Origin of the sequence: Ruegeria alba (genome assembly GCF_022321465.1) — a bacterium.
Lineage (GTDB): Bacteria > Pseudomonadota > Alphaproteobacteria > Rhodobacterales > Rhodobacteraceae > Ruegeria_B > Ruegeria_B alba.
In genome coordinates, this window is sequence record NZ_JAKOEM010000013.1 from 95,111 (window position 1) to 111,313 (window position 16,203).

Here is a 16,203-nt window from a genome sequence, read left to right on the forward strand (position 1 = left end):
TCAGAAATCCACGCCGCGCTGCGCCTTGATCCCGGCCTCGAACGGGTGTTTCTCGACCGTCATCTCGGTCACCAGATCGGCATAGTCGCGCAGCGCCTGCGGCGCATCGCGCCCCGTCAGGAACACGCTGGTGCGGTCCGAGCGGGCCTTGAGCCCGTCCAGCACCGCCTCGACCGACAGGTATTCATAACGCAGCGCGATGTTGATCTCGTCCAGCACCACGAGGTCGTAGTCGCCGCTTTCCATCAGTTCGCGCGCCTTGCCAAAGGCGGCGGTGGCGGCGGCAATGTCGCGTTCGCGATCCTGGGTGTCCCAGGTGAAGCCCTCGCCCATAGTGTGCCAGGTCACCAGGTTGTGTTCCTCGAAGAAACGCCGCTCGCCGGTCTTCCACTTGCCCTTGATGAACTGGACTACGGCGACCTTTTGCCCCCAACCCAGCGCCCGGATCACCACGCCAAAGGCGGCCGAGGATTTGCCCTTGCCCTTGCCGGTGTTGATCAGAACCAGCCCGCGCCCGGGGTCGACCGCCTCGGAGACTTTCTTGCGGTGCTCGGCCTGCACGGCCTTCATCTTTTCCTTGTGGTCCTGCGCTTCGGTCATCTGTGTTCCTTTCCCGGTTGCGCGCTACCCTAGGGCGTGGCGCGGAAAGGTAAAGGTCACGCCTTGGGATTGAGCGGGCGGGTCTTCACATTGTCGAGGCCCAGCTGCCGCTCGCGCCAGATCACCACCACGTTGCCCGCGATCACCAGCAGGGCGCCGGCCAGCATCACCAGGGTCGGCAATTCGTCGAACCAGACATAGCCGATGACGATGGCGAACAGCATCGAGGCATAGTCATAGGGCGCCAGCATCGAGGCCTGGCCAAAGCGGTAGGAGGAGGTGACGAGGATCTGCGCCACCCCACCGATCAACCCGGTCAGGATCAGGATCGCGGCCTGTTGCGGGGTTGGCATGGTCCAGCCGAAAAACGCCGTCAGCGCCGACAGGAGCGTCGCGGTGAGCGAGAAGTAAAACACGATGGCGGCGGCGTGATCGACCTGCACCAGTTGCCGGATATGGATCTGCACAAAGGCGCGCGCCACGGTCGCGCCCAGCACGCAGAGCGCGCCGATGGTGGCCGCCTGGTCCAGCGAGGCACCGGTGCCCAGACGCGGCCAGAGCATGACGATCACGCCCAAAAGGCCCAAAGCGACCGCGCCGATGCGCACCAGCCGGATAGTCTCTCCCAGCATCAGCGCCGCCAGGATCAGAGTAAAGATCGGGGTGGCATAGCCGATGGCCGTCACCTCGGGCAGGGGAAGCAGGCCAAGGCCGGTAAAGGTCAGCCCCATGGCGCTGGTCCCCAGGAGGCCGCGCCAGAAATGGCCCATGGGTTTCTTGACGATCAGACCCTGCCGCAACTGGCCGCGCGCGATCAGGTAGACAAGGATGACGGGGATGGCAAAGAGCGAGCGGAAGAACACCATCTCGCCCGGCGGGAAATCGGCCGACAGCGCCTTGATCATCGCCGACATCACGGTGAACAAGACCAGCGCGCTGAGTTTCAGCGTGATGGCCAGGACCGGTCGATGCGATGTTAAGGGGTTTGCCATGGCCCGACCCTGCGCCTTTGGTTGGGAAAGATCAATCGCTTGATTTCTGCTATCGGTAACAGTCATTGTGCAGGTGCAGAAAGCAAGTGGGAGCACAGGGTATGGATCAGCTATCCGCCGCATTCGGGCCGCAAGCGTTTGATGTTCAGGGCGTGGGCGCGTGGCCGTCCCGGTTCGCGGTGACCGATCTGGCTACCCGCTGCTTTGGCGCGGTGGGCGCGGCGCTGGGCGAGGTGATCGAGGCCACGGGTCTTGGGCCGCGTCCGGCGGTGACGGTGGACCGGCGGTTGGCCTCGCTGTGGTATTCCTGGTCGATCCATCCACAGGGCTGGCAGATGCCCGGCGCCTGGGACCCGATTGCGGGGGATTATGCGGCGGCGGATGGCTGGATCAGGCTGCACACAAACGCGCCACATCACCGGGATGCGGCGCTCTCAGTACTTGGCTGCGCGGCGGAACGGTCGGAGGTGGCCGAGGCGCTGCGCGGCTGGCAGATCGACGCGTTGGAAACGGCGGTCGTGGGCGCGGGCGGGGCAGCGGCGGCGATGCGCAGCCGCGACGCCTGGCTGGCGCATCCGCAGGGGGCGGCGGTGGCGGCGGAGCCGCTGGTGCATTGGGCCACGCGGACCGGTGCCTTGCGCGATTTCGGCGGCACGCGGGCGCGGCCGCTTGCGGGGCTGAGGGTGCTCGACCTGACACGGGTGCTGGCGGGGCCGATGGCGACGCGAACGCTGGCGGGATACGGGGCCGAGGTGCTGCGCATCGACCCGCCAAGCTGGTCGGAGCCGGGGGTGATTCCGGATGTGACACTGGGCAAGACCTGTGCCCATCTGGACCTGAAGCAGGCCGCCGACCGGGCCCGGTTCGAGGCGCTGCTGGCAGGGGCGGATGTGCTGGTGCATGGTTATCGTCCCGGCGCGTTGGATGCGATGGTCTCGCCCGAGCGGCGTTTGGAACTGGCGCCGAACCTGATCGAGGTGAGCCTGTGCGCCTATGGCTGGACCGGGCCTTGGGCCGGGCGGCGCGGGTTCGACTCACTGGTGCAGATGAGCTGTGGCATTGCCGAGGCGGGCATGGGCTGGGCCGGGGTCGATAAGCCGCATCCGCTGCCGGTGCAGGCGCTGGACCATGCGACGGGGTATCTTATGGCAGCTTCGGTCCTGTCGGCGCTGGCACGGGCGGCGCGGGGAGAGGGCGTCTCTTCGGCCCGGTTGTCCTTGGCGCGGACGGCGGAGCTGCTGTGTTCCATGGAAAAGGCAGAGGATGGCCCGGCGATTACCGGCTCCACTCCCGATGACCTGTCGGATTGGGAAGAGCGGACCCCTTGGGGACCGGCGCGGCGGCTGAAACCGGCGCTGAGTGTCGAGGGGGCGCCGATGCGCTGGGACAGCGGGGCTTGTGAGCTGGGATCGTCGCCCGCGGCGTGGCGCTGATCAGGTCAGCCACCAGAGGAGGCCCGAGAGCGTGAAGAAGGCCAGCGTCGTTGCCGTGAGCAGGGCGATCGAGGCCATGCCCTCGTGCCCCAGTTCCTGAGCCAGAACGGCGTAGATGCCGAACATCGGCATTGCCGCCGACAGAATCAGGGCGGTGCGCATGTTGGGATCAAGCGGCAGGCCGATAGCGGCGACCAGCATCACCGCCAGCAGGGCCAGCGCCGGGTGCAGCAGAAGTTTCAGCGCCGAGATCTGGACCGCATGCCAGCGGCTGCCGCGCCAGCTGAGGCCCGCAAGCGAGCCGCCTATAACCACCAGCGCCAGCGCCGAGGCGGAGGCGGCCAGCATCTGCATCAGCCTTGTCACGGTTTGCGGCACCGGCACGCCGGCGAGGCTGACCGCGAGGCCCAGCAGCAGGCCGATCACCATCGGGCGCTTCAGCACGCCCCAAAGGATGCCCGCGACCCGCTGGCCGATGCCGCCCTGACCGCGCCCGCGTGCCATATCCATCAGGATCAGGCAGGCGGGGATGATCAGCACGTTCTCGACCAGCATGTTCAGCGCCAGGATCACGCCCGCCAGATCGGGAAAGGTGAGCAGCATCACCGGATAGCCGACAAAGCCGGAATTGGGACAGGAACTGCCCATCACTGCCACCGCACGGCGGTTGGCCTCGGTGCCCGACAGGGTGAACCACAGATAGCTGAGCGCGACCGTGCCAAGCCCGGCGGCGGCAAAGGCGAGCATATAGCCGGGGTGAAACACCTCGGCCACGTCGCGGCTGGCCACCGCGTTGAAGAGGAGCGCGGGCAGCGCGATATCCATCACGTAGCGGCCCAGCACCCGCATGTCACCGGTGCTGAACCAGTCCTGCCGGACCACCAGAAACCCGATGGCGAGTGCGGCGTAGATCGGAAAGGTGATGGTCAGGATCTGGCTCATCCGTGTGTCCATTCGGCAGGCAGCGGCGTGCCGATCTCAGCCGCGAAATCGTCGAGGAAGCGCAGCATCAGCGCGATGCGGGCCTGGGCCAGGGTGCGGCCCTTGTCGGTCAGCATGCCCTGCGGCAAGGTCAGCAGCTTTACCCGCCAGTGGTCCAGCGAATAGAGCGCATCGTCAGTCGTTCGGTGTTCGCAGAAGGGATCGGCGGGATCATAAAGCGCCCGGCCCAGCGAGCCGGAGACCGAGAAGTTGCGCGCGATACCGATGGCACCCAGCGCATCCAGCCGGTCGGCATCGCGCAGGATGCGCGCCTCTTCGCTCTCGGGCGGGATTCCAGCGGAGAAGCTGTGCGCGGCGATGGCGTGGCCAGTGGCTGCGATCTGTGCCTCGTCAAAGCCCAGGCCGCGCAGGATCGGCGCGGCCTCCTCGGCCGAGCGGCGCGAGGCGGTGTGCCGGTCGGGCGCGTTCTTGGGCAGGTTCACCAGATCGTGCAGGTAGCTGGCCGCCAGCAGCACGTCCCGGTCTGCGCCGGGTCCGGCGATGGCCTGCACATTGACCCAGACCCGGTCCAGATGGGCGAGATCATGCGCCGGATCGGTCGCCATGCGCTGGGCGACGATCCCGCGCAGCACCTGATGCAGTTCAGCCGATATGGCCACGATTGGTCCCGATCTGGCCCCGGTGCAGCAGCAGGTGATCGAGGATCACGCAGGCCATCATCGCCTCGCCCACCGGCACGGCGCGGATGCCGACGCAGGGGTCATGGCGGCCCTTGGTGATGATTTCGGTCTCTTCGCCGGACTTGGTGATGGTCTTGCGGGTGGTCAGGATCGACGATGTGGGTTTCACCGCAAAACGCACCACGATGTCCTGCCCGGTCGAGATGCCGCCCAGAATGCCGCCCGCGTGGTTCGAGCTGTATTGCGGGCCGTTCTGACCCATGAAGATCTCGTCGGCATTGGCCTCGCCGGTCAGTTCGGCGGCGGCCATGCCCTCGCCGATCTCGACGCCCTTGACGGCGTTGATCGACATCATCGCGGCGGCCAGATCGGTGTCGAGCTTGCCATAGACCGGCGCGCCGAGGCCCGCGGGCACGCCGCGCGCCACGACCTCGATCACCGCACCGACCGAACTGCCGGACTTGCGCAGCCCGTCGAGATAATCGGCCCAGTCAGCGGCGGCCTGCGCATCGGGCACCCAGAACGGGTTCTGTTCGATCTGCGCCCAGTCGAAGCGTGCGCGGTCGATGCGGTTGGGGCCCATCTGTACCATGTAACCGGTGATCTGGACATTGGGGGCCAGGGCGCGGATGGCCTCGCGCGCGAGGCCACCGGCGGCCACCCGGGCAGCGGTTTCACGGGCCGAGCTGCGACCACCGCCGCGATAGTCGCGGATGCCGTATTTCTGGAAATAGGTGATGTCGGCATGGCCGGGGCGGAACTTGTCCTTGATATCCCCGTAATCCTTGGACCGCTGGTCGGTATTATCGATCATCAGCTGCACCGGGGTGCCAGTGGTCTGGCCCTCGAACACGCCCGAGAGGATCTTGACCTCGTCGGCTTCGCGGCGCTGGGTGGTGTATTTGTTCTGGCCGGGTTTGCGGCGGTCTAGCCAGTGCTGGATCATCGCCTCGTCGATCGGCACGCCGGGCGGGCAGCCATCGACGGTGGCGCCAAGCGCGGGACCGTGGCTTTCACCCCAGGTGGTGACGCGGAAGAGATGGCCAAAACTGTTCATCGACATAGGCGGGCTCCTTTGCGGGATGTGCTTAGCGGCGCGCGCTCCGGGCCTCAAGGGGTTTGCGAGGTCGAGAGGGGGAGGGGGCGCCGCCCCCACCTACAAAATTCGACGAATTTTGTAGGCTCCCCCGGAGTATTTGAGGCGAAATGAAGGATCAGGCCGCTTGCGCCAGTTTCGAGCGGGTCGCGGTGATCTGGAGCGCGGCGCGGGCGGCCTCGCGTCCCTTGTGCACGAAATGGGCGCGGTAAATGGCGTTGTGGTGATCGGTTTCCTGGTATTGATGCGGGGTCAGCGAGACCGACAGGACCGGAACGCCGGTGTCGAGCCCCGCGCGCATCAGCCCGTCGACCACCGCCTGGGCCACGAAATCGTGCCGGTAGATGCCGCCATCGACGACAAAGGCGGCACAGGCCACGGCGGCGTAGCGGCCGGTCTGTGCAAGATCGCGGGCGAGGAGCGGCATCTCGAACGCGCCGGGCACGTCGTAGATGTCGACCTGTTCCGCCGGGATGAGGTCGAGGAAACCGTCGAGCGCGCGGTCGACGATATCGGCATGCCAGTTGGCCTTGATGAAGGCATAGCGGGTGTGTGTCATCATGATCTCCATTGGTTAGACACGTCACCCAAGGCGATCACGAACGGTCGGGCGCACGCGGTTGCGTGGCCTGGCCGTGCGTTCTCTTTCATCCGGACTGTGACCGTCGGCTCTGGCCTCTCACCAGATCTGCTGACACTCTTCTTCTGGCTCCACGATATGTCCGAAAACCGGTTCCCACTTTTCGGATCGTGGACGCGGGAAGAGCCGCTCGCGGGCTCGCGGGTCTGGCCCGCATACCGCCGGTGGGGAATTCCGCCCCGCCCTGAGAACGAGGGGGAACTTGCCAAGACGCGGTGGGCGCTGCAAGACGGAATCGACAAGAGAGGAGAACCGCAATGCATCCCAACCCGGCGTTTCGTGGCGAAAGCACCGCGCGCAATCTGGAGTTTGCCCGGGCGCGCGGGTTTGGCGTGTTGGCGGTGGCCGCCGAGGGCGCGCCGCTGATCAGTCATGTGCCGTTTTTGCTGAACCCCGACGGGGACGTGGCCGAGCTGCATCTGGTGCGGTCGAACCCGATCGTGCGGCTCTTGTCCGAACCGGTGGCGGTGCGGTTGGCGGTCAGCGGGCCGGACAGCTATGTTTCGCCCGACTGGTATGGTGTCGCGGATCAGGTGCCGACCTGGAACTATGTTGCCGTGCATCTGACCGGAGAGCTGGAGTTGTGTCCGCAGGAAGAGTTGCCGGGCTTGCTGGACCGTCTTTCGGCCTATTTCGAGGCTCGGCTTTTGCCCAAGCCTGCCTGGACCAGCGCCAAGATGACACCCGGTGCGCTTGAGCGGATGTTGCGGATGATCGTGCCCTGCCGGATGCGCGTGTCAGATGTGCAGGGTACGTGGAAGCTTGGTCAGAACAAGCCCGAGCTGGCACGGTATGGCGCGGCCGAAGGCATCGCGACCGCAGGTATCGGTGCGGAGCTGGACGCATTGGCGGCTCTGATGCGGGGGGCTTGATCCCGGTGCTGCGCGGCATACGACTAGAGATTGACGCGGATTGGTCCGCGCTGACAGGCAAAAAGGGAGACCATCGTGATGAAGCTCTATTACAGCCCGACCTCGCCCTATGTGCGCAAGGTCATGGTGCTGCTGCATGAAACCGGCAAGCTGGGCGATGTCGAGTTGGTGACCGCCAGCGGCACGCCGCTGGTCCCGGCCGAGGCGCTCTTGGCCAAGAACCCGCTGACCAAGGTGCCGGCGCTGGAACGGCCCGAGGGGCCGACCCTGTTCGACAGCCGGGTGATCACCGCCTATCTGGATGCGCGCTACAAGGGCGGGCTGTATCCCGAAGGCGACGGGCGCTGGAACACGATGACGCTGGAGGCACTGGGCGACGGTATCACCGACGCGGCGCTGTTGATGACCTATGAGGGGCGGCTGCGGCCCGAGGACAGGCGCTGGGACGCGTGGGTCGAAGGACAGTGGAACAAGATCGCCCGCGCCTGCGCCGCGCTGGAGAGCCGCTGGATGGCGCATCTGGCCGGGCCGGTGGACATGGGCCAGATCGCGGTGGCCTGTGCGCTGGCCTATGTCGATTTCCGGCATGACGTGCGCGGTTGGCGCAACGGCAACCCGGCGTTGGCCGCGTGGTTCGCCGATTTCGAATCGCGCGCCTCGATGGTCGAGACGCGCCCGCCTGCGGCCTGAGGGGGGTAAAATATCCGGGTCGAGCTTGAAATTGTGTGGCTCTGCCGCGACATGAAAGGCAAACTGCGGCGTCCTGCGCGCCTATGACCGCTGGACGAACCGATTTCTCCCGGATAGATACCCGCGTTGAGTCACCGCATTTTATTGCGGTGCACATGCATGTTTGCCCGGACCCGGGCGCTGGAATCGGAGAAAACCTCGTGTCCCACGCAGAAGATCACGAAGGCACCCGCAGAGATTTCCTCTACTACGCCACGGCTGGCGCAGGTGTCGTAACCACCGGGGCCGCTGTCTGGCCGCTGGTCAACCAGATGAACCCGTCGGCGGATGTTCAGGCGCTGTCGTCGATTCGCGTTGACATCAGCGGTGTCGAGGTCGGCACCCAGATCAGCGTCAAGTTCCTGGGCAAGCCGGTGTTCATCCGCCGCCGCACCGAGGAAGAAATCAGCGAGGCGCGTGCCGTCGAACTGGGCGATCTGATCGACCAGAGCGCCGAGAACCCCAACAAGCCGGGTGCCGATGCCAAGGACGAAAACCGTTCGCTGGACGAAAACGGCGAATGGCTGGTGATGATGGGTGTCTGCACCCACCTGGGCTGTGTGCCGCTGGGCGACGGTGCCGGCGATTTCCACGGCTGGTTCTGCCCCTGCCACGGCTCGCACTACGATACCTCCGGCCGGATCCGCAAAGGCCCCGCGCCCGAGAACCTGCACATTCCGGTTGCAGAGTTCGTCGACGAAAACACCATCAAGCTGGGATAAGGAAGCGCGCTCATGGCCGGTATTCCGCACGACCATTACGAACCGAAGACGGGCGCCGAGAAGTGGCTGAACAGCCGCTTGCCCATCGTCGGCCTGATCTATGACACCATCATGATCCCTACCCCCAAGAACCTGAACTGGTGGTGGATCTGGGGCATCGTCCTGGCCTTCTGCCTGGCGCTGCAAATCGTCACCGGCATCGTGCTGGTGATGCATTACACCCCGCATGTCGACATGGCATTTGCCAGCGTCGAGCACATCATGCGCAACGTGAACGGCGGCTATATGCTGCGGTATCTGCATGCAAACGGCGCCTCGCTGTTCTTTGTCGCCGTCTATATCCACATCTTCCGCGGCCTGTTCTACGGCTCGTACAAGGCCCCGCGCGAGATCACCTGGATCGTCGGCATGCTGATCTATCTCTGCATGATGGGCACCGCCTTCATGGGCTATGTGCTGCCGTGGGGACAGATGTCGTTCTGGGGCGCAACCGTGATCACCGGCCTGTTCGGCGCCATCCCCTTTGTGGGCGAGGCGATCCAGACCTGGCTCTTGGGCGGGCCTGCGGTGGACAATGCCACGCTGAACCGCTTCTTCTCGCTGCACTATTTGCTGCCCTTCGTCATCGCGGCGCTGGTCATCGTGCATATCTGGGCCTTCCACACCACCGGCAACAACAACCCCACGGGTGTTGAAGTTCGCCGCGGGTCGAAAGCCGAGGCCGAGAAGGACACGCTGCCGTTCTGGCCCTATTTCGTGATCAAGGACCTGGTGGGCCTGGCCATCGTGCTGGTGATCTTCTGGGCGATTGTCGGCTTCATGCCGAACTATCTGGGCCACCCCGACAACTATATCGAGGCCAACGCGCTGGTGACGCCCGCGCATATCGTGCCTGAATGGTACTTCCTGCCGTTCTACGCCATCCTGCGCGCCTTCACTTCGGAAGTTTGGGTGGTGCAGATCGCCAGCTTCGTGACCGGCGGCATCATCGACGCCAAGTTCTTTGGCGTGCTGGCAATGTTCGGCGCGATCCTGGCCATGGCGCTGGCGCCCTGGCTCGACACCTCGTCGGTCCGTTCGGGCAAGTATCGTCCGATGTTCAAATGGTGGTTCTACCTGCTGATCATCGACTTCTTCGCCCTGATGTGGCTGGGCGCGATGCCGGCGGAAGAGCCCTATGCATCCTTCTCGCTGATCGCTTCGGCCTACTGGTTCGGCTACTTCTTCGTGATCCTGCCCATCCTGGGTGTGATCGAGAAGCCGCTGCCGCAGCCGGCCACGATCGAGGAAGACTTCAACGCGCACTACGGCACGGCGTCCGACGCCACTCCGGCCGAGTAAGAAGAGGGACCGGAACTCATGTTCAAGAAACTTGCAATCGGTGCCGCTTTTGCCCTGGCGCTCGCTCCTGTCGCATCCCATGCGGCAGGGGGCGGTGAGCAGCATATCGAGGATTTCCAGTTCTCGTTCGAAGGCCCCTTTGGCACCTATGACCAGAACCAGCTGCAACGCGGCCTTCAGGTCTATACCGAGGTCTGCGCCGCCTGCCACGGCCTGAAATACGTGCCGCTGCGCACGCTGGGCGACGAGGGTGGTATCGGCTGGACGGGCGATCAGGTCCGCGCCTATGCGTCCGAAACCTTCACGGTCTATGACCCGGAACTGGAAGACGATCGCCCGGCGATCCCGACCGATCATTTCCCGGCCAACACCGCCGCTGGCGCCCCGGACCTCAGCATGATGGCCAAGGCGCGCGCGGGCTTCCACGGCCCTTACGGTCTGGGCATCAACCAGCTGTTCAAGGGGATCGGCGGCGCGGAATACATCGCCTCGCTGCTGACCGGTTACACCGGCCACGAGAAGGAAGAAGCGGGTTCGATCCTGTATGAGAACACCGCCTTTCCGGGTGGCTGGATCTCGATGGCGCCGCCGCTGAGTGACGAGCAGGTGGAATTTGCCGATGGTCATGCCAACGACCTGCACCACATGGCGGCTGATGTGTCGGCCTTCCTGATGTGGGCGGCCGAACCCAAGATGATGGCCCGCAAGCAGGCCGGTCTGGTGGGCGTGATCTTTCTGACCATCCTGGCCAGCATGCTGTACCTGACCAACAAGCGCCTGTGGGCGCCGCATAAGGGCAAGAAGCACTAAGACGCTTTTGCAATTTGGTTTCGAGAACCCCCGCACCCCGGTGCGGGGGTTTTCTTTTGGCTTTTTGGGAGGTGATTGCCATCACGGCGAGTGTTCAAACGTATCAGCAGGCGCTTATTCCAGCAAAATAAGCCCTTGTTCGATGGCGATTTTACAGGAGCATGGCCAGTTTCGGGACAGACGGCGGATGGTCCGCCTGTCGCAATCTCAGGAGATGTTCCATGAAATCCTTTGCCCTGATCGCCGCGCTCGCCCTGGCCGCCAGTCCGGTGTTGGCTCTTGACCTGACCACCGACACACAACTGGGCACCTCGTCGGACGAGATCCGTACCAGCCTGAAAGATCTGGGCTATGACGTCCGCAAGATCGAGGATGAGGACGGCAAGATCGAGGCCTATGTGGTCAAGGACGGCAAGATGGCCGAGGTCTATGTCGATCCCACGACCGGCAAGATCAGCAAGATCGAGATGGAGTAAGGCTGGATGGCCGGGACACCGGGCGGGCGCGAAGGCGCCCGCGAGATCCGCGTCTGGGACCCGCTGGTGCGGCTGACGCATTGGGGGGTGGCGCTGGGGGTGCTGATCAACAGCGCGTTGACCGATCCCGATGGCGCGTTGCACGAGCAGGTCGGCTATGCCGTACTGGCGCTGGTTGTACTGCGGCTCTTGTGGTGTATCGTTGGGCCGAAACCTGCGCGCTTCACCGCCTTTCCGCCCAACCCGGCTGCCGCTCTGGGGCACCTATGGGCGATGCTGCGGGGAGAGCGCAGGGTTCACCTGTCGCATAATCCCCTGGGGACGCTGATGGTCTATAACCTGTGGCTGACATTGCTGGCGCTGAGCGCCACCGGCATCATGATGGGCACTGTCACGTTCTTTGGCGTCGACTGGGTCGAGGAATTGCACGAGGCGGCCTTTGGCTGGCTGATGCTCTCGGTCGTCCTGCATGTGGGCGGTGTGCTGTTCGATCAATGGCGCACCGGGGTACCGCTGGCGCGCGCCATGGTGACAGGACGCAAGCGCATACCCGTGATCCGCTCGGATAGATGACCACTTGGCTGCGCCCCCTGATGCGGCCCGGCGACGCGGATGAGCGCCGGGCTGCAATCCTCGCCTGGATGATCGTATTGCAGGCTCTCTGTGCCCTGTTCTTCATTGGCGACGTTCTTGCCGACCTGAGGGCGGGGGACAACGACGGCCCCACGCATCTGTGGCTGGAAGGCGGTGTGGCGCTGGTTCTGTGCACCGGGCTGGGTGTGCTGATATACGAGCTGCGCCAATTGCTCTTGCGGATGGAGCGGGTCACCACGGGCCTGCGTGCGGCACGCGGTGAGATGGCCGTGGTGATCGAGGGTTTCTTTGCCGATTGGGGGCTGACACCCGCCGAGCGCGATGTGGCACTCATGATCCTCAAGGGGCTGGATAATGACAGCATCGCTACGGTTCGGGGCCGAGCGGCGGGCACGGTCCGCGCGCAATCGGCTGCGATCTATGCCAAAGCGGGAGTCGATGGGCGAACCCAGTTCCTGAGCCTTTTCATGGAAGAGCTGCTGGTTGATCCGGAATAAGAGAGGGGCGCTGCCCCTCTTGCCCTTCGGGCAATTCACCCCGGAGTATTGCCGACCAGAAAGAAGCCCGAGGGCGTCGTCAGGCGGTCAGCACGTTGCCAGAAGTGCCGGTTATCGTGGTTGTGACGATCTGGCCTTCGGGCTGGGGCGTGTCGAAATGCACTTCGGTGAATTGCTCGGTGCGGCCCATCTGCGGGCTTTCCATCAGGATGCGGTGGCTGCGCCCGACCTGTTGGGCCAAGTGCCGCGCCACGCGCCTGTCGCCTGCGGCGCGCAAGCGGGCGGCGCGGTCCTTGATGGTCTTGCCGTTAACCTGGCTGGGGATTTTGGCGGCGGGCGTGCCCTCGCGCCGGGAATAGGGGAAGACATGCAACCAGGTCAGGTGGCAGTCATCGACCAGTTTCAGCGAGTTCTCGAAATGCGCCTCGGTCTCGGTCGGGAAGCCGGCGATGATATCGGCGCCGAAGGTCATCTCGGGGCGCAGGCGGCGGGCCTCTTCGGCAAAGCGGATGGCGTCGTCGCGCAGGTGGCGGCGTTTCATCCGTTTCAGGATCAGGTCGTCGCCATGTTGCAGGCTGAGATGCAGATGTGGCATCAGGCGCGGTTCGGTGGCGATGGCCTGCATCAGGTTCTCGTCCACCTCGATCGAGTCGATGGAACTGATCCTGAGGCGTGGCAGGTCGGGCACCAGCCGCAGGATACGCATCACCAGATCGCCCAGTTTGGGTTCTGCGGGCAGGTCGGCGCCCCAGGAGGTGAGGTCGACCCCGGTCAGCACCACCTCGTTATAGCCGCGATCCACCAGACGCTTGATCTGGTCCACCACCACGCCCGCCGGAACGCTGCGCGAGTTGCCGCGGCCATAGGGGATGATGCAGAAGGTGCAGCGGTGATCGCAGCCGTTCTGCACCTGCACATAGGCGCGGCTGCGTGTGCCGAATCCGTCGATCAGGTGACCGGCGGTTTCGGTCACGCTCATGATGTCGTCGACCTGTACTGTCTCGGTCTCGCCGATGAAATCGGCGGCCATGCTCTTCCAGGTCTCGGGCCGCATCTTTTCGGTATTGCCGATCACCGCGTCGACCTCGGCCATGGCGGTGAAGGTCTCGGGTTCGGTCTGGGCGGCGCAGCCGGTGACGATCAGACGTGCGGTGGGGTTCTCGCGGCGCAGGCGGCGGATCTCCTGACGCGCCTTGCGCACGGCCTCGGCCGTGACGGCGCAGGTGTTGACGATCACGGCGTTGTCGAGCCCTGCCTGCGCCGACAGTTCCTTCATCGCTTCCGTCTCATAGGCGTTGAGACGGCAGCCGAGCGTGGTGAACTTGGGCGCGCTCATCCCAGGCTGGCCAGGAATTCGGGCGTCAGCGTGGCGCTGAACACATGCATGGTGGGGCCGGTCATCCAGACGCCATCGTCGCGCCAGTCGATCCAGAGCGTGCCGCCGTCGAGGTCGATCTGTACCTTGCGGCCCGTGAGGCCCCGGCGCGCGGCGGCCACGGCGGTGGCGCAGGAGGAGGAACCGGAGGCCAGGGTGATGCCGACGCCGCGTTCCCAGACCCGCATGCGGATATGGTCGGGGCCGATTACCTGTGCGACCTGCACATTGGTGCGCTGTGGGTAGAGCGGGTGATGCTCGTAGCGCGCGCCGAACTCGGCCAAGGGGATCGCTTCGGCATCGGCGACGAAGAACGTACAGTGCGGATTGCCCATGCCGGTAGCGGTCGGGCCGCCCTCGATGGGCAGTTCCAGCGTATCCATCTCTTCGGCCAGCGGGATCTCGTGCCACAAAAGTTGCGGCGCCCCCATATTGACCGAGGTCAGCCCGTTGCCCGCGTCGCGCGCATAAAGGTCGCCGCGATCGGTGGTCAGATGCAGTTCGGTCTTGCCGGTCTCGTCCATCAGATGCCGTGCGATACAGCGGGTGGCATTGCCGCAGGCGGCCGAGGTTGAACCGTCGGCGTTCAGAAATACGAGATGCGCGTCGCCCTTGCCCTGTTCGATCAGCGCCAACTGGTCGAATCCCACGCCGAAATGGCGATGCGCGATACCCCGAGCCAATGCAGCTGTCACGTCGACCGGATGCGCCCGCGCATCGACAACGACGAAATCGTTGCCCAGCCCGTGCATCTTCATGAAGGTCATACCGGTGGTCTGCTGTGCCATGGCGGGCATATAACGCTGCCAGGGAACTTATTCCAGCCTGCTGCGCGGATTAGGCAAAAAAGGGGGTTGACCCCCCTCTGCCACCTGCCTAATTAGGCCGCCTATCGGGTCGCCGGACACGCCGGAAACGAAAGCGACACGAGGCGCAAATAAGCTCTTGAACCTGATCGGGGATTTGGCTTAGAGAGCGCCACGGGTCGAAAGACCGTACAAGAGAGTGGGCCGTTAGCTCAGTTGGTAGAGCAACTGACTTTTAATCAGTGGGTCGCAGGTTCGAATCCTGCACGGCTCACCACTGACCATCAAATTTCCGTTCCCTACTTGGGGTTGGTGTCAGAATTGACGAACCGCTTGGGAAGATTCGTTAAATTGCGTTCGCCATTCGGGCGGGCGATCAGTTGCTCATCGCGGAATCGGCCATGACTTCGCGGCCTGCGGCCTCGGTATAGCGCTGCACAAGGGCCAGTGTTTTATGGCTTGTGACCGCGCCGATCTCGTGCGCGGTGGCTCCGGCCTCGGCCAGACGTCGCGCGCAAGCCTTGCGCAGCCCGTGGGCGGAACACTGCGGCAGCTCGGCCTCTTCGGTCCAACGCTGCATGAGATTGCCCAGACCACCGGCAGAGCGCATCGTGCCTTTCTGGGTGGCCAGGAAGGGGCGGTCCTTCGGCAACTTGTCCAGAACCTCCGCCAGGTCCGGGTGGATCGGCACGGACACCAGAACACCGCCAGACCGTTGCGTCTTCTGCCGCCGGTACTCAATCTTGCCGTTGCGGACATTCTTCGGCCCCAGCTTCACCGCATCGACCCGCGCCGCGCCTGTGTAGAGCATCAGCGTCACCGCCGTATGCGCCAGCGTGCCGAGCCTATGGGCCTTGAAGAACTGCGCCAGCTCATCTTCGTCCCAAGTGTGGAAGCCGTCACCGCCCACGCGGAAAGGTTTCGTGGCCCGTGCCGGATTGTCTCCGCGCCTATCCAGCGTTGTCGCGAAATCCATCAACTGGATCAGCCGCTTGCGCAGGTTGTTCGCCGCCGTGGGTGTCTCGGCCTTCTCCGCCAGGATCGTCTGCACATGCCGCTGTTGCATCAGCCGCACGGGCTTGTCGCCATGCTCTTCCCGGAACTTCTCGACAATTCCGCGATAGACCTTCTGCGTACTGGGCGCGAGATCGAGGAACTCGGGCGAGCGATACCACAGCGCGACAAGCTGGCTGACACTGTAGGGCTTGGTCCGGTCCGTCCCGATCAGTCCGCGCGTCTTGTGCCCGTTCACCGCGTCCTCATAACGGCGAACGAAATCCTCCGATCCATAGTCGCTCCCCAGCTCCGCCGAAAACCCACCCTTCCGAAACCGCCACCGCCGCTTCCCGTGCCGGTCGAAAAAGGCCGTCGCGCCGGGGAACTGCTTGCGGCGTTTCACGGGCGATCCCACGGGTTGTTGACCTCGTCGGTCTGCTTCGCGGTGCTGTAGATCACGACCTTGCCGTCACGGCTGATCTCAGACCTCACGACAGGGATACCTACGTCCCGGTGGCCTTGAAGCAGAGGTGGTTCGGTTTGTTTGAACAGGTTTCGGGCGTTCTGTAGGTGTTTTTCCGCCTGGGTTACGCCGCTGCCGC

The 16,203-nt window shown here is 64.5% G+C and carries 19 protein-coding genes, 1 tRNA gene and 1 riboswitch; of the genes, 10 read left to right on the top strand and 10 right to left on the bottom strand.

What is annotated here, in order from left to right; genetic code table 11:
• Nucleotides 1–600, bottom strand: coding sequence for a cob(I)yrinic acid a,c-diamide adenosyltransferase (cobO, locus tag MB818_RS14615; RefSeq protein ID WP_238905555.1), 600 nt, complete (start codon nucleotides 598–600; stop codon nucleotides 1–3).
• 56 nt (nucleotides 601–656) lie between these two features.
• The gene (locus MB818_RS14620) at nucleotides 657–1,592 is read right to left on the bottom strand and encodes a DMT family transporter (protein ID WP_234139916.1); all 936 of its coding nucleotides are present in this window, start codon (nucleotides 1,590–1,592) and stop codon (nucleotides 657–659) included.
• A 101-nt stretch (nucleotides 1,593–1,693) separates the two neighbouring features.
• Between MB818_RS14620 and MB818_RS14625 the strand changes: the two genes are divergently transcribed.
• Nucleotides 1,694–3,025 carry a CoA transferase gene (locus tag MB818_RS14625; protein WP_238905556.1) on the top strand — a complete coding sequence of 444 codons (1,332 nt, stop codon included), beginning with the start codon at nucleotides 1,694–1,696 and terminating at the stop codon, nucleotides 3,023–3,025.
• Here the strand turns inward: MB818_RS14625 and MB818_RS14630 are convergent, their stop codons facing one another.
• The 4 genes from MB818_RS14630 to MB818_RS14645 all read right to left on the bottom strand — a co-directional run bounded on the left by MB818_RS14630 (nucleotide 3,026) and on the right by MB818_RS14645 (nucleotide 6,302).
• Nucleotides 3,026–3,967: an AEC family transporter gene (locus MB818_RS14630; protein ID WP_238905557.1), complete on the bottom strand. Its 942-nt coding sequence runs from the start codon at nucleotides 3,965–3,967 to the stop codon at nucleotides 3,026–3,028.
• Nucleotides 3,964–4,626, bottom strand: a complete 663-nt coding sequence (locus MB818_RS14635) for an HD domain-containing protein (RefSeq protein WP_238905558.1) — start codon at nucleotides 4,624–4,626, stop codon at nucleotides 3,964–3,966. Before MB818_RS14635 ends, MB818_RS14630 begins: the two co-directional genes overlap by 4 nt.
• Nucleotides 4,610–5,710 carry a chorismate synthase gene (gene aroC, locus MB818_RS14640; RefSeq protein ID WP_238905559.1) on the bottom strand — a complete coding sequence of 367 codons (1,101 nt, stop codon included), beginning with the start codon at nucleotides 5,708–5,710 and terminating at the stop codon, nucleotides 4,610–4,612. Before aroC ends, MB818_RS14635 begins: the two co-directional genes overlap by 17 nt.
• A 151-nt stretch (nucleotides 5,711–5,861) precedes the next feature.
• Nucleotides 5,862–6,302 (bottom strand): 6,7-dimethyl-8-ribityllumazine synthase, encoded by a 441-nt coding sequence (locus tag MB818_RS14645; RefSeq protein WP_234139911.1) that lies wholly within the window; start codon nucleotides 6,300–6,302, stop codon nucleotides 5,862–5,864.
• Between the two features lie 76 nt (nucleotides 6,303–6,378).
• Nucleotides 6,379–6,579: riboswitch (FMN riboswitch) on the bottom strand.
• Nucleotides 6,580–6,640: 61 nt separating this feature from the next.
• Between MB818_RS14645 and MB818_RS14650 the strand changes: the two genes are divergently transcribed.
• The 8 genes from MB818_RS14650 to MB818_RS14685 all read left to right on the top strand — a co-directional run bounded on the left by MB818_RS14650 (nucleotide 6,641) and on the right by MB818_RS14685 (nucleotide 12,424).
• Nucleotides 6,641–7,255, top strand: coding sequence for an FMN-binding negative transcriptional regulator (locus MB818_RS14650; RefSeq protein WP_234139910.1), 615 nt, complete (start codon nucleotides 6,641–6,643; stop codon nucleotides 7,253–7,255).
• A 78-nt stretch (nucleotides 7,256–7,333) separates the two neighbouring features.
• Nucleotides 7,334–7,945, top strand: coding sequence for a glutathione S-transferase (locus MB818_RS14655; protein WP_234217116.1), 612 nt, complete (start codon nucleotides 7,334–7,336; stop codon nucleotides 7,943–7,945).
• Nucleotides 7,946–8,145: 200 nt separating this feature from the next.
• Entirely contained in the window at nucleotides 8,146–8,706 is a 561-nt protein-coding gene (gene petA, locus MB818_RS14660) for a ubiquinol-cytochrome c reductase iron-sulfur subunit (protein WP_234139908.1), read from the top strand.
• 12 nt (nucleotides 8,707–8,718) lie between these two features.
• Nucleotides 8,719–10,047: a cytochrome b gene (gene petB, locus MB818_RS14665; RefSeq protein ID WP_011046034.1), complete on the top strand. Its 1,329-nt coding sequence runs from the start codon at nucleotides 8,719–8,721 to the stop codon at nucleotides 10,045–10,047.
• A gap of 18 nt (nucleotides 10,048–10,065) precedes the next feature.
• Complete coding sequence (locus tag MB818_RS14670; RefSeq protein WP_234139907.1) at nucleotides 10,066–10,857, top strand: cytochrome c1; 792 nt, start codon at nucleotides 10,066–10,068, stop codon at nucleotides 10,855–10,857.
• A 221-nt stretch (nucleotides 10,858–11,078) separates the two neighbouring features.
• Nucleotides 11,079–11,333, top strand: a complete 255-nt coding sequence (locus tag MB818_RS14675; RefSeq protein WP_234165431.1) for a PepSY domain-containing protein — start codon at nucleotides 11,079–11,081, stop codon at nucleotides 11,331–11,333.
• A gap of 6 nt (nucleotides 11,334–11,339) precedes the next feature.
• Nucleotides 11,340–11,906, top strand: a complete 567-nt coding sequence (locus MB818_RS14680) for a cytochrome b/b6 domain-containing protein (RefSeq protein ID WP_238905560.1) — start codon at nucleotides 11,340–11,342, stop codon at nucleotides 11,904–11,906.
• Nucleotides 11,903–12,424, top strand: a complete 522-nt coding sequence (locus MB818_RS14685; protein WP_238905561.1) for a helix-turn-helix transcriptional regulator — start codon at nucleotides 11,903–11,905, stop codon at nucleotides 12,422–12,424. Before MB818_RS14680 ends, MB818_RS14685 begins: the two co-directional genes overlap by 4 nt.
• A gap of 79 nt (nucleotides 12,425–12,503) precedes the next feature.
• Here MB818_RS14685 and mtaB read toward each other — a convergent pair whose 3' ends face one another.
• Complete coding sequence (gene mtaB / locus MB818_RS14690) at nucleotides 12,504–13,760, bottom strand: tRNA (N(6)-L-threonylcarbamoyladenosine(37)-C(2))-methylthiotransferase MtaB (protein ID WP_238905562.1); 1,257 nt, start codon at nucleotides 13,758–13,760, stop codon at nucleotides 12,504–12,506.
• Nucleotides 13,757–14,596: a diaminopimelate epimerase gene (gene dapF / locus MB818_RS14695; RefSeq protein ID WP_234177831.1), complete on the bottom strand. Its 840-nt coding sequence runs from the start codon at nucleotides 14,594–14,596 to the stop codon at nucleotides 13,757–13,759. Before dapF ends, mtaB begins: the two co-directional genes overlap by 4 nt.
• A 210-nt stretch (nucleotides 14,597–14,806) precedes the next feature.
• Here dapF and MB818_RS14700 point away from each other — a divergent pair.
• Nucleotides 14,807–14,882 (top strand) — tRNA-Lys (locus tag MB818_RS14700).
• A gap of 99 nt (nucleotides 14,883–14,981) precedes the next feature.
• Here MB818_RS14700 and MB818_RS22075 read toward each other — a convergent pair.
• Together MB818_RS22075 and MB818_RS14710 are read right to left on the bottom strand one after the other, a co-directional pair.
• The gene (locus MB818_RS22075; protein ID WP_234139901.1) at nucleotides 14,982–16,004 is read right to left on the bottom strand and encodes a site-specific integrase; all 1,023 of its coding nucleotides are present in this window, start codon (nucleotides 16,002–16,004) and stop codon (nucleotides 14,982–14,984) included.
• The coding region (locus MB818_RS14710; protein WP_238905565.1) for a hypothetical protein at nucleotides 16,001–16,203 on the bottom strand (203 nt) is incomplete at its 5' end. The genes MB818_RS22075 and MB818_RS14710, both read right to left, overlap by 4 nt.

Excerpts from the sequence above, each read along its gene's own strand:
- cobO (WP_238905555.1), bottom strand. The coding sequence starts at position 600 with ATGACCGAAGCGCAGGACCACAAGGAAAAGATGAAGGCCGTGCAGGCC.
- MB818_RS14620 (WP_234139916.1), bottom strand. The coding sequence starts at position 1,592 with ATGGCAAACCCCTTAACATCGCATCGACCGGTCCTGGCCATCACGCTG.
- MB818_RS14625 (WP_238905556.1), top strand. The coding sequence starts at position 1,694 with ATGGATCAGCTATCCGCCGCATTCGGGCCGCAAGCGTTTGATGTTCAG.
- MB818_RS14630 (WP_238905557.1), bottom strand. The coding sequence starts at position 3,967 with ATGAGCCAGATCCTGACCATCACCTTTCCGATCTACGCCGCACTCGCC.
- aroC (WP_238905559.1), bottom strand. The coding sequence starts at position 5,710 with ATGTCGATGAACAGTTTTGGCCATCTCTTCCGCGTCACCACCTGGGGT.
- MB818_RS14645 (WP_234139911.1), bottom strand. The coding sequence starts at position 6,302 with ATGACACACACCCGCTATGCCTTCATCAAGGCCAACTGGCATGCCGAT.
- MB818_RS14650 (WP_234139910.1), top strand. The coding sequence starts at position 6,641 with ATGCATCCCAACCCGGCGTTTCGTGGCGAAAGCACCGCGCGCAATCTG.
- MB818_RS14655 (WP_234217116.1), top strand. The coding sequence starts at position 7,334 with ATGAAGCTCTATTACAGCCCGACCTCGCCCTATGTGCGCAAGGTCATG.
- petB (WP_011046034.1), top strand. The coding sequence starts at position 8,719 with ATGGCCGGTATTCCGCACGACCATTACGAACCGAAGACGGGCGCCGAG.
- MB818_RS14670 (WP_234139907.1), top strand. The coding sequence starts at position 10,066 with ATGTTCAAGAAACTTGCAATCGGTGCCGCTTTTGCCCTGGCGCTCGCT.
- MB818_RS14675 (WP_234165431.1), top strand. The coding sequence starts at position 11,079 with ATGAAATCCTTTGCCCTGATCGCCGCGCTCGCCCTGGCCGCCAGTCCG.
- MB818_RS14680 (WP_238905560.1), top strand. The coding sequence starts at position 11,340 with ATGGCCGGGACACCGGGCGGGCGCGAAGGCGCCCGCGAGATCCGCGTC.
- MB818_RS14685 (WP_238905561.1), top strand. The coding sequence starts at position 11,903 with ATGACCACTTGGCTGCGCCCCCTGATGCGGCCCGGCGACGCGGATGAG.
- mtaB (WP_238905562.1), bottom strand. The coding sequence starts at position 13,760 with ATGAGCGCGCCCAAGTTCACCACGCTCGGCTGCCGTCTCAACGCCTAT.
- dapF (WP_234177831.1), bottom strand. The coding sequence starts at position 14,596 with ATGCCCGCCATGGCACAGCAGACCACCGGTATGACCTTCATGAAGATG.